The organism is uncultured Dokdonia sp. (genome assembly GCF_937910895.1).
Classification (GTDB): domain Bacteria; phylum Bacteroidota; class Bacteroidia; order Flavobacteriales; family Flavobacteriaceae; genus Dokdonia.
In genome coordinates this window covers 1-10,617 of record NZ_CALEMI010000001.1, presented here as the reverse complement: position 1 = coordinate 10,617, position 10,617 = coordinate 1, and the positions used below count along the sequence as shown (strand labels likewise).

Annotated in this window: 14 protein-coding genes; 10 read left to right on the top strand and 4 right to left on the bottom strand. The window is 38.2% G+C overall.

All coding sequences use genetic code 11. The annotated features are described in order from the left end of the window. Positions 1 to 8: 8 nt before the first annotated feature. Positions 9 to 176, top strand: coding sequence for an asparagine synthase-related protein (locus tag Q0505_RS21380; protein ID WP_366519353.1), 168 nt, complete (start codon positions 9 to 11; stop codon positions 174 to 176). On the opposite strand, the gene Q0505_RS00065 is transcribed toward Q0505_RS21380, so the two are convergent. Next, on the bottom strand, positions 144 to 416 hold the full coding sequence (locus Q0505_RS00065) for a hypothetical protein (RefSeq protein WP_299207302.1): 273 nt from the start codon (positions 414 to 416) through the stop codon (positions 144 to 146). The genes Q0505_RS21380 and Q0505_RS00065 overlap by 33 nt on opposite strands. Before the next feature lie 233 nt (positions 417 to 649). Between Q0505_RS00065 and Q0505_RS00060 the strand changes: the two genes are divergently transcribed. The 4 genes from Q0505_RS00060 to bioA all read left to right on the top strand — a co-directional run bounded on the left by Q0505_RS00060 (position 650) and on the right by bioA (position 4,177). Continuing rightward, positions 650 to 1,840, top strand: a complete 1,191-nt coding sequence (locus tag Q0505_RS00060; protein WP_299207299.1) for an 8-amino-7-oxononanoate synthase — start codon at positions 650 to 652, stop codon at positions 1,838 to 1,840. Further along, the gene (locus tag Q0505_RS00055; protein ID WP_299207296.1) at positions 1,830 to 2,207 is read left to right on the top strand and encodes a DUF2007 domain-containing protein; all 378 of its coding nucleotides are present in this window, start codon (positions 1,830 to 1,832) and stop codon (positions 2,205 to 2,207) included. Before Q0505_RS00060 ends, Q0505_RS00055 begins: the two co-directional genes overlap by 11 nt. Beyond that, a complete protein-coding gene (bioD, locus tag Q0505_RS00050; protein ID WP_299207293.1) occupies positions 2,208 to 2,831 on the top strand; it encodes a dethiobiotin synthase in 624 nt (207 codons plus the stop codon). It abuts the gene before it with no gap. A gap of 80 nt (positions 2,832 to 2,911) precedes the next feature. Next, positions 2,912 to 4,177, top strand: a complete 1,266-nt coding sequence (gene bioA / locus Q0505_RS00045; RefSeq protein WP_299207290.1) for an adenosylmethionine--8-amino-7-oxononanoate transaminase — start codon at positions 2,912 to 2,914, stop codon at positions 4,175 to 4,177. Positions 4,178 to 4,254: 77 nt separating this feature from the next. On the opposite strand, the gene Q0505_RS00040 is transcribed toward bioA, so the two are convergent. Further along, positions 4,255 to 4,713, bottom strand: coding sequence for a cytochrome c oxidase assembly factor 1 family protein (locus tag Q0505_RS00040; protein WP_299207287.1), 459 nt, complete (start codon positions 4,711 to 4,713; stop codon positions 4,255 to 4,257). Between the two features lie 22 nt (positions 4,714 to 4,735). After that, a complete protein-coding gene (locus Q0505_RS00035; RefSeq protein WP_299207283.1) occupies positions 4,736 to 5,149 on the bottom strand; it encodes a cytochrome c oxidase assembly factor Coa1 family protein in 414 nt (137 codons plus the stop codon). Between the two features lie 238 nt (positions 5,150 to 5,387). Here Q0505_RS00035 and Q0505_RS00030 point away from each other — a divergent pair, with 238 nt between their 5' ends. The 3 genes from Q0505_RS00030 (at position 5,388) to Q0505_RS00020 (ending at position 8,678) form a co-directional block, all read left to right on the top strand. Further along, positions 5,388 to 6,596: a beta-ketoacyl synthase N-terminal-like domain-containing protein gene (locus Q0505_RS00030; protein WP_299207280.1), complete on the top strand. Its 1,209-nt coding sequence runs from the start codon at positions 5,388 to 5,390 to the stop codon at positions 6,594 to 6,596. A gap of 69 nt (positions 6,597 to 6,665) precedes the next feature. Further along, entirely contained in the window at positions 6,666 to 7,241 is a 576-nt protein-coding gene (locus tag Q0505_RS00025) for a hypothetical protein (RefSeq protein ID WP_299207277.1), read from the top strand. A 9-nt stretch (positions 7,242 to 7,250) separates the two neighbouring features. Further along, a complete protein-coding gene (locus Q0505_RS00020) occupies positions 7,251 to 8,678 on the top strand; it encodes a flotillin family protein (RefSeq protein ID WP_299207274.1) in 1,428 nt (475 codons plus the stop codon). Between the two features lie 74 nt (positions 8,679 to 8,752). On the opposite strand, the gene Q0505_RS00015 is transcribed toward Q0505_RS00020, so the two are convergent. Then, positions 8,753 to 8,944, bottom strand: coding sequence for a hypothetical protein (locus Q0505_RS00015; RefSeq protein ID WP_299207271.1), 192 nt, complete (start codon positions 8,942 to 8,944; stop codon positions 8,753 to 8,755). 252 nt (positions 8,945 to 9,196) lie between these two features. Here Q0505_RS00015 and bioB point away from each other — a divergent pair, with 252 nt between their 5' ends. Together bioB and Q0505_RS00005 are read left to right on the top strand one after the other, a co-directional pair. Then, entirely contained in the window at positions 9,197 to 10,288 is a 1,092-nt protein-coding gene (gene bioB, locus Q0505_RS00010; protein WP_299207268.1) for a biotin synthase BioB, read from the top strand. Positions 10,289 to 10,371: 83 nt separating this feature from the next. Further along, positions 10,372 to 10,617: cupin-like domain-containing protein (locus Q0505_RS00005; RefSeq protein ID WP_299207266.1), on the top strand; the 246-nt coding region annotated here is incomplete at its 3' end.

Below are 10,617 nucleotides of genomic sequence, written 5' to 3'. Positions count from 1 at the left end.
AGTTACGTATGCGTTCAGATGTTCCGGTAGCGTTTTGTATGAGTGGAGGAGTAGATTCTAATAGCTTGATTTCTATAGCTTCAAAAATAGCATCTCTTGGCAGGCCTTTTTCACTCGAGACTGCTTCCGCTACTAGTAGTATTTCATTTTGCATGTTTTACCTCTGTTATTTCTAAACTACCTCTTTTTATAGATTTAAAATATAAAAAGAGAATACCTCCTATAAGAATAAGAGCTATAATACTTTTCCATATAGCTATTCCAGTAAGATCTATTGTATTGCCAAGAAATGAAACATCATATTTTTTTTGAGTCAATAATAGAATAGGAGCTGTAATTAACCCTATGGAAAAAGCGATTAACATTAAATAGTAATAGATATTAATAAGCGTTTTTAAAATTGAAAGTGATTTCATAATTATCGTTTTGCGATAACAAATATATAAAAATTATTGATAAACAATAATAAATTATTCTTTTTTAATAATTAAGTTGATTTCTTTCAATGATAATTTCAAGGTATATTTGAGTTACTTAAATGCAACGATTAAACCTAATATTTAAATAATCCTTATTTGATAAAGGATATAGATTTAAAGTCACTATTTCGGTTGATTACAAATGATAGATAAATGGCGCGCACAACCCAATGAAACTTCCTCATAAACTTCATAAAAAACTAATCGCTCGTGAAGCCAATAAGACGCTGCGTACGTTAAAATCATCTGAAGATCTGATTGATTTTTCATCCAATGATTATTTGGGATTTTCTAAAAATGGACTTCTTTCAGAAAAAGCATCACAAATTCTTCAGGAATATGGGATTCATAGTCAAGGGGCTACAGGAAGTAGATTACTCTCAGGAAACCATGCACTATATCCCATCGCAGAAAACACCATCGCACGTTTTCACGAAAGTGAAACAGCCCTGATTTTCAATTCGGGATATGATGCCAATATTGGTTTTTTTCAGAGTGTGCCTCAACGAGGCGATGTGATTTTGTATGACGAATATATTCATGCGAGTATCCGCGACGGCATCACGATGAGTCACGCCAAAGCCTTTAAGTTTTCTCATAATCATCTATCAAGTCTAGAAAAATTATTGAGCAAACAAAAGAGAGAGATGTCGGAAGGACAGGGAGGAAAAGAAATCTATGTCGTGACCGAGTCGGTTTTCTCGATGGACGGCGATAGCCCAGATCTTTTAGGCATACAAACGCTTTGTGAGGCCTACAACGCACATCTCATTGTAGATGAGGCGCATGCCACGGGAGTCATAGGAACTTATGGACAGGGATTGGTACAGATGATAGGTTTAGAAAAGCGAGTATTTGCCCGTATCGTTACTTTTGGAAAAGCGATGGGGACACACGGAGCGGCTATTGTATGTAGTAAAGAATTGCGTACGTATCTCATTAATTTTGCACGCTCACTTATCTATACGACCGCTTTGCCACCACATACCATAGCCACTATTTTAGCAGCATATAATTATCTTAGTGAAGACCAGACACCGCATTCTGCTATAAAAGAACTACAAAAAAACATTCAAACCTTTAGAGAAGTTGTCACCTCTTTGGGGATTCAATCTTCTTTTATCGAGAGCACCTCTGCGATTCAATGCATGATTATACCTGGGGTTGAAAGGGTGAAAACGCTTTCGCGAAAGCTTACCCAACATGGATACAACATACAACCTATTCTTTCTCCTACCGTACCCCAAGGACAAGAACGCTTACGGTTTTGCCTACACAGTTTTACTACAGAGGTAGAAATCACTCAACTTCTAACGACTTTAGCTACTTTTATAAATTTAAAACAACATCATGAAGGATAGTTATACAGTCCTAGAGGTTTTTGAATTCTCTAGTGAAGCTCAAGTCATAAAATCTAAACTCGAAGCAGAAGATATAGACGCCGTTTTAATGGATGAAAAAACAATTGATTCTGATCCTCTAATAAGCCAAGCCGTAGGAGGTGTTAAGCTACTTGTTTATAATGAAGATCTCAAAAAAGCAAGAGTTATATACGACGGGATAAGGCGCTATAGCAAAGATGAAGAAGGTAATGATATCCATTGTCCTCAATGTAATTCAACGCGCATATTAATAGCACCACTTCAAAGAAAGAATATTTTCTATATGTTATTTCCCTTTTTTGAAAAAACAAAACATATCTGTAATGATTGTAACACTATTTTTTAAATGAAAAGCACATACTTCATAACAGGTATTTCCACAGAAGTAGGAAAGACCATCGCTTCTGCTATTGTCACTGAAGCCCTACAAGCCGATTATTGGAAACCTGTACAGGCTGGAGAGTTAGACAATAGCGACACACATAAAATAAAGTATTTAGTGTCAAATGATATATCGCAATATCACGATAACTCCTATGTATTACATACGCCCATGAGTCCGCATGCAGCGGCTGCTATCGATGGAGTTGAGATACAATTATCAGCTATTAAACGCCCTAAAACAACAAACAGTCTGGTCATAGAAGGCGCTGGTGGTCTTTTAGTTCCTCTTAATGATACAGATACGATTATAGATTTGATCCAACCTACAGATAAGATTATTATCGTGTCTAGGCATTACTTAGGAAGCATCAACCACACATTATTAACTGTTGAAGCCTTGAAAAGCAGAAACCTTACCATCGCAGGGATTATCTTTTCTGGTGATGAACACCCAACGACCGAAGCGATTATTACAAAAATGACACAAGTTCCAATCATAGGTCGTATCGAGGAAGAACCCTATTTTGATGAACGTGTAGTCAGTGAATATGCTGCCTTATTTAAGGAACGTTTAGAGGATTTATAAATCCGTAGAAAAATTTCGTATTTAAGAAAGACTACGCCGATGTTCGTTACATTTGTATCGCTATTAATTCAGTATAGTATATGAGTATTTCGGCAATAGATCAAGCACATATTTGGCACCCTTTAACACAGCATAAAACCAGTAGTGCTCCCATCCCTATTGTGCGAGCAAAAGGCGCCGTCCTCTATGCTGAAGATGGAAAAGAATATATAGATGGAATCGCCTCTTGGTACACCTCCATGTATGGGCATTGCCATTCGTATATCATTGAGCAAGTCACTGCTCAGATGAATACCTTGGATCAGATTGTTTTTACAGGATTTACACATCAGCCTGCGACAACATTGGCTCAAAAAGTATTAGCTATTCTTCCGGACAATCAGCAGAAAATATTTTTTAATGATAATGGTTCCACGGCAGTAGAGGCAGGTATTAAAATGGCATTGCAATACCATCATAACAAAGATAATAAACGCAACACGCTTATTGCTTTTGAAGATGGTTTTCATGGTGATACTTTTGGTGCGATGTCCGTAAGCGGACTCTCCGTATACAACGGGCCTTTTGAGGATTATTTTTTAAAAGTAGAACGGATTCCAACGCCTAAAGAAGATAATCTTGATGAAGTTTTACAGGCATTACAAACCATTATCGATACGCATCCTTGTGCAGGTTTTGTGTATGAACCTTTAGTTCAAGGAGCTGCTGGAATGCAAATGCACCATGCTACAGGACTAGAAGCGATTCTCCAGCTCTGTAAAGCCCATGATATTATCACCATCGCAGATGAGGTGATGACAGGTTTTGGAAAGACAGGGAAGCATTTTGCTTCGTTACATCTAGCTACCTATCCAGATATTATGTGCTTGAGTAAAGCACTTACAGCAGGTTTAGTGCCTATGAGTTTGACGACGTGTACGCAAGAAATTTACGATGCGTTTCTGGATGACACCGTATCTAAAGGATTTTTTCACGCACATACCTACAGTGCAAATCCTATCGCCTGTGCTGCCGCTATTGCGGGGATTGATTTGCTGGTAAGTGAAGAAATTCAACATAAAATTCAGCATATTCAGGAGCGCCATACCGCTTTCGCGAAAGCAATAAAAACCCACCCCAAAGCCTTGAATGTACGCGTAAAAGGAGTCATATTTGCTTTTGAACTCAACACAAAAATGGAGCGCTACGGAAGCTTGCGTAATCAGCTGTTCAAACACTTCATGGATCGAGGCGTTGCCTTACGACCTCTCGGAAATACAATTTACATTTTGCCACCTTTTGTAATTAGCGATGCACAGCTAGATACAATCTATAAGGCTATAGAAGAGGCGTTGGAGGTTTTTTAATTTGTCATGCTGAGGTTGTCGAAGCATTAAAATCATTCTCTTTGTTCTAGCGCAATCGAGAACTAATGAACAACGCTTTAATAATCATCCTCTTCTAGATTATCAAGCCCTTCATTAAGCAGATCAATCACTTCGTTGTTTTGATCTATTCTTACCTCTTGCTCGCGATACGTCCAAACATCATTACGTTTTTCACCGACAACATAAATGGTTCCTGTTCCATTAGGTCCTTTAATCGGAATTCTAATATCGGCATCGCCATCACTATTGCTAAAATTAATGCTTCCTTGCATAATACCCACCGTTTCTATAGGCTCTCCCAATAGTTCAATCACTTGTTCATTTTTTTGTGCTTTAGCAACGCTATCTTGATACGGCTCTGAGCCACTCATCACTTTTGTAGCACCAAAAATGATAGTTCCAATAAAAGCGATAAATAAAATAACAAGTGTGAGACATCCTCCTGTCGGCACCACCCATTTCCAGTTACGCTTCCACCATGATTTTTGTTCAATAAGTTCGTTTTGGTCGTTCATGAGTATATGTTATTGAGTTAGGTTAGTCATTTAATGCGTCTTTAAGATCTATTACTTGATCGGTGCCTTTTACCATAATAAGACACACAGTATACACCCATTTGTCATCTATTTTATCAGCTTTTACGATAAGCGTTCCGTCAGCTTTTTGACCATCAAGCAGCATTTCTACGTCTAAATGATCTACAGATAATTCAGGGTCATACGTTTCATCTCGGATCTCAATAGGCTTCCCTAAAGCTTGTGCAACTTCTGTATTTGATTGCAATTCTGTGATCACATTAATATAGGCAATAATAGAAGTACTTTTTGAAAGTGAGCTAAATGTAGTAATAACGATAATAGCAATAATAATTAAGATAGTAAGGCATCCTCCTGACGGCAGGGCCCATTTCCAATTGCGTTTCCACCAATTTTGACGTATTTCTTCTTCCATAATAAACAGTTATTTCCAAATAAATAATATACTAGAACTAAACTTTGTGTCTAGATCCCGCTATAAAGCGGGATTAATTTAACTAACAATGTTGAGTTCGTCTCATAGATTTCTCTACAGTGAGTTTCATTAATAAGTAGATCAAAGTAGAGATATGTTACGTTGAGCGGTAAACAAACTTCCTTTTTTAGTTTTCCCTAGATTTTTGAAATGGTATTTTTGTAAAAACATTCCTTTTTTGAAAACACCCATTGCTATTACAGGACTTGCTTCCATCTCTCCACTAGGCGTTACAGACCACCAACAATGGGATGCGTATCTTACATCAAAAACGGTGATATCTTGGGACGATACATTCCAAGCACCTGTATCTAGATTATCACAGGAGGCGTATGCACTTATAAATGACTTACGACAAGAAAATACGCACTATAAAAGACTAGATAATTCGGTATTATATGCCATCGCAGCAGCCCGTAAAGCCATTGTACAATCAGGATGGAAGCAAGGCGATTTTGGCGTCAATATAGGATCTTCTAGAGGGGCTACGCAATTATTTGAAAAGTATTATGACGCTTTCGCGAAACTGTCTGCCAGTATGCAGGAGCAAGGAACAACAGCAACCCATACTTCTCCTTCTACTACATTAGGAAATATAGCCTCTTGGGTAGCACAAGACCTTAAAAGTACAGGGCCAGATATTTCACATTCTATTACCTGTAGTACAGCTTTACACGCCGTATTGAACGGAGTCGCTTGGTTACAATCAGGAATGGCGTCTAAATTTTTGGTAGGTGGTAGTGAGGCAGCATTGACCCCTTTTACCATCGCGCAGATGCGTGCTATGAAGCTCATTCCCTCAAAAGCGGGATCCTCATCCAAGAATATGAAAGACCCTTCAATCAATGAGTCGCCATACTACTGCAAAGCTATGGATTTTACCAAGACCTCCAATACCATGGTATTAGGAGAAGGAGCAGGTATTGCTTGTCTGGAAGTGGGTAAAAAAGATAATGCGCTAGCGTATATTACAGGAATAGGTTATGCAACAGAAGCGCTGGAACACGCCGTTTCTCTCTCTGCAAATGGAAGTTGTTTCCAACGTGCTATGCGTATGGCAATAGGTGATAGAGATCCTTCAGATATTGACGCTATTGTGATGCATGCACCGGGTACTGTAAAGGGAGATCAATCAGAAATGGAAGCTATCAACGCGATTTTTTGTAACAAAAAACCTTTGTTAACTACAAATAAGTGGAAGATAGGTCACACTTTTGGTGCGAGTGGGCTTTTAAGTCTCAAACTTGCTGTACAGATGTTACAACATCAAAAATATATAGGCATTCCATATCTGGAAGAGAAAACAAGATCCCAAAAGCTCCAACATATTCTGGTAAATGCAGTTGGTTTTGGAGGTAATGCCGTGAGTATTTTGGTATCAAAATAACGCTTTGCTGTCGCAGATAAAGTCGCTATCTTTTCAAAGTTAATTTCTAATCATTTTAAAAAGTTTCGTATGCAAGAATGGTATAGTGCACTCTCGGGTTTTGAACAGACCTTTTGGGGTATCGCTTTAATTGCTTCTGTGTTTTTTGTTTTTGTGCTGGTCACTACACTTTTAGGTGGTGATACAGATGGTATGGATGGAGATGTTGATGCAGATATTGAAACAGATACAGGAATAGAGTTTCAATTTTTAAGTTTTAAAAATGTGGTGGCTTTTTTCACCATTTTTGGATGGAGTGGTATTTCTTTTTTAGAAGCGGGATTGTCAAAAGGGATTGTGGTACTTCTTGCTGCAGTCTGTGGTTTAGCCATGATGTTTATAATGGCATTTTTAATTTATCAAATGCGTAAAATGACCAGCAGTGGCACCCTTATCATGAAAAATGCGATCGGGCAGATAGGATCTGTATATCTTACTATAGGAGCCAATCGCTCTAGGTTAGGCAAAGTGCAAATTACGGTACAAGGAACACTACGCGAACTCGAAGCGCTTACAGATGAAAATGAAGAACTAACAACAAATACTGTCGTACAAGTAAAAGAAGTGACGGCAAACGGAATTTTAATCGTATCACCAACCAAATAATTAAAATATATGTTAAAACTATTGTTATTACAAACAGAAGGGATATCAACAGTTATAGCTATTGGCGCAGCCATTCTATTTCTATTTATCATTCTTATTTTCATTATCCGTCGTTATAAAAGATGTCCATCAGATCGTATTCTGGTTGTATATGGAAAAGTAAGTGGGGGTCAGTCTGCCAAATGTATTCATGGGGGTGCCGCATTTATCATTCCTGTTTTTCAGGATTATGAATTTCTTGATTTAACCCCTATGTCTATTGAGGTAAATCTCATTAATGCCTTGAGTAAGCAAAACATTCGTGTGAATGTACCGTCTCGATTTACGATAGGTATTTCTACAGAACCAGGTGTCATGCAAAACGCTGCAGAGCGTTTGTTAGGACTTCGTATGGAGGACGTAAAAGAACTTGCAATGGAGATCATTTTTGGTCAGTTACGTCTCGTGGTCGCTTCTATGGATATTGAGGAGATTAACTCAGATAGAGATAAATTCTTAACGAATATTTCACAAAGTGTTGAAGGCGAATTAAAGAAAGTAGGACTTAAATTAATCAACGTAAACATCACAGATATTGTTGATGAATCAGGATATATTGAAGCATTAGGAAAAGAAGCAGCAGCACATGCCATTAACGCAGCACGTAAATCTGTAGCAGAAAAAACACGTGATGGATCTATTGGAGAAGCAAACGCTGTTCAGGATGAACGAACACAAGTAGCTGCTGCAAACGCACAAGCCGTCGAAGGAGAAAACATGGCAAAGATTGCCGTGGCAAACTCAGATTCGTTACGTCGTCAACGTGAAGCAGAGGCAGAGCGTGTGGCTATTGCCTCAGAAAAAGTACAAAGCGCTAAAGCCTTGGAAGAGTCGTATGCGGCTGAAAAAGATGCTGAACTTGCACGTGCAGACAGAGAACGTTCTTCTCAAGAAGCAGATATCATCGTTCCAGCAGAAATCGATAAGCGTAAAGTAGAGATAGATGCTGAGGCGGAAGCCGAAAGAATAAGACGCCGTGCAAAAGGAGAGGCAGATGCGATTCTCTTTAAAGCACAAGCCGAAGCACAAGGATTGTATGAAGTCCTTACTAAGCAAGCAGCAGGTCTTGATCAGATCGTAAAAGCAGCGGGTAATAACTCTAAAGATGCGGTGCTTTTATTAATAGCCGATAAATTACCCGAGTTAGTCGCAACTCAAGCCGAGGCGATCAAAAACATCAAAATAGATAAAGTAACTGTTTGGGAAAATGGAGGCGGAAAAGATGGAAAAACATCGACATCCAATTTTATCTCAGGAATGTATGGAGCGGTGCCACCATTACAAGAAATGTTTAATATGGCAGGAATGGATCTTCCAGAATATTTAAAAGGAAAAGATCAGCCAAAACCTACAGATGCTACAGAAGATGCTGAAGAGGTAAAAGAAGATGAAGAATAGGCATTATTTTAAGTCATAAATTAACAAAGGAGCCAATTTTTTTGGCTCCTTTGTTTTTTCTAAAAAAGATAGTTCTAGTTTAGTTGACACATTTTACGATAATTCCAAGAACTGTATCTACAAGAAACATCTCCAGGCCCTAAATAAGGATGACTGTTCCAGCAATCACCGTTGGTGTTACAAGGAGTTGGTGCGAAACCTCCTTTTATCTGTCTTTGTTGCTCTTTTGTTAATGACTGTCCTAGGTCTTTCATTGATTTTAACATAACGATTTGGTTTTTAAAATGAGTTAGTATTTTAATAATGTGTCTAATATACTGATTTTTAGTATTTAAAATCAGTTTGTTAAAAAATAATTTTTTACCCAAATAGAAAGCCTAAAAACACAAATGATGGATGTTTTTTATTTTTAAAACCAATGGATAAGATTTTTATACGCTTTCGCGAAAGCGGACTTTTTAAGTATATTTATAGAAAACAATTAAATTCATTACCCCTCTTTTCCTTATTTTTGACGTATGAGTGAGATCAGACATAATTGGACCAAAGAAGAAATTCTTTCTATTTATAATAAACCGATGATGGAGTTGCTGTATGAAGCAGCAACAATACACCGTTTACATCACGATCCTAATACGGTACAAGTATCTACATTGCTATCTATCAAGACAGGAGGTTGCCCAGAAGACTGCGGTTATTGTCCGCAAGCAGCGCGTTATCATACCGACATAGAAGGAAATGACCTGATGTCTGTACAACATGTAAAAGCACAAGCATTACGTGCCAAAGCCTCTGGGAGTTCAAGAGTGTGTATGGGAGCCGCATGGCGTAATGTAAAAGACGGACCTGAGTTTGACGATGTTCTAGAAATGGTGCGTACCATCAATAAATTGGATATGGAGGTATGTTGTACGCTGGGGATGGTTACTGAAAATCAGGCGCAACGACTTGCAGAAGCAGGGTTGTATGCCTATAATCATAATTTAGACACCTCAGAAGATTATTATAAAGATGTGATTTCTACACGTGCCTTTGAAGATCGTTTGGATACCATATCTAATGTGCGTAAGACCAACGTTACGGTTTGTAGTGGTGGAATCATAGGAATGGGAGAAGCAGTAGATGATCGTGCGGGAATGCTTGTAGCATTAGCAACGCTTGATCCACAACCAGAATCGGTGCCTATCAATGCTTTGGTTGCTGTACCAGGAACGCCAATGGAAGATATTAAGCCTATTTCTATTTGGGAAATGATTCGGATGGTCGCAACCACGCGTATTGTGATGCCACAAACCCAAGTACGGCTTTCGGCAGGGCGTACAGAGATGAGTAGAGAAGGACAAGCGATGTGTTTCTTTGCAGGAGCCAATTCTATTTTTGCTGGAGACAAGTTATTAACTACGCCTAATCCAGATGTAGGAGAAGACATGAAAATGTTTGAATTGTTAGGGTTAAATCCTCAAAAACCTTTTGTAAAAAAAGCACAACCCGAAACCGTAGAAGCGGTTGATTCCCGATATGAATCCCTAGGAGAAAAACCCAAATGGAGACGCCCAGATCACAAAATTGAGCGTAATGAAGAAGCAAAGCTTGCTGCCAAAAGCAAGTAGTTTTTAAAACGATATATTTTTAAAAGCCCATTTTGTAACAAAAATGGGCTTTTCTTATCTTTAGGGTTACTAATAACTTGTTTATGCAGTTACAACAAATAGAGAGAATACATACCATTTCGAAAAAAGCGTTTCTGGAAAATTATGTTAAACCTCAAAAACCAGTAGTCATAACTCATCTTATAGACGACTGGCCAGCATATACAAAGTGGTCTTTGTCTTATATACGTGATATTGCAGGGGATAAAAAAGTGTCATTATACGATGATCGTCACGTGAAACATGACGAAGGCTTTAATGAAGCGCATGAGACAATGAATATGAGTGAT

Excerpts from the sequence above, each read along its gene's own strand:
- Q0505_RS00020 (WP_299207274.1), top strand. The coding sequence starts at position 7,251 with ATGTTAAAACTATTGTTATTACAAACAGAAGGGATATCAACAGTTATA.
- Q0505_RS00025 (WP_299207277.1), top strand. The coding sequence starts at position 6,666 with ATGCAAGAATGGTATAGTGCACTCTCGGGTTTTGAACAGACCTTTTGG.
- bioD (WP_299207293.1), top strand. The coding sequence starts at position 2,208 with ATGAAAAGCACATACTTCATAACAGGTATTTCCACAGAAGTAGGAAAG.
- Q0505_RS00035 (WP_299207283.1), bottom strand. The coding sequence starts at position 5,149 with ATGGAAGAAGAAATACGTCAAAATTGGTGGAAACGCAATTGGAAATGG.
- Q0505_RS00040 (WP_299207287.1), bottom strand. The coding sequence starts at position 4,713 with ATGAACGACCAAAACGAACTTATTGAACAAAAATCATGGTGGAAGCGT.
- bioB (WP_299207268.1), top strand. The coding sequence starts at position 9,197 with ATGAGTGAGATCAGACATAATTGGACCAAAGAAGAAATTCTTTCTATT.
- Q0505_RS00060 (WP_299207299.1), top strand. The coding sequence starts at position 650 with ATGAAACTTCCTCATAAACTTCATAAAAAACTAATCGCTCGTGAAGCC.
- Q0505_RS00015 (WP_299207271.1), bottom strand. The coding sequence starts at position 8,944 with ATGTTAAAATCAATGAAAGACCTAGGACAGTCATTAACAAAAGAGCAA.
- bioA (WP_299207290.1), top strand. The coding sequence starts at position 2,912 with ATGAGTATTTCGGCAATAGATCAAGCACATATTTGGCACCCTTTAACA.
- Q0505_RS00065 (WP_299207302.1), bottom strand. The coding sequence starts at position 416 with ATGAAATCACTTTCAATTTTAAAAACGCTTATTAATATCTATTACTAT.
- Q0505_RS00055 (WP_299207296.1), top strand. The coding sequence starts at position 1,830 with ATGAAGGATAGTTATACAGTCCTAGAGGTTTTTGAATTCTCTAGTGAA.
- Q0505_RS21380 (WP_366519353.1), top strand. The coding sequence starts at position 9 with ATGCGTTCAGATGTTCCGGTAGCGTTTTGTATGAGTGGAGGAGTAGAT.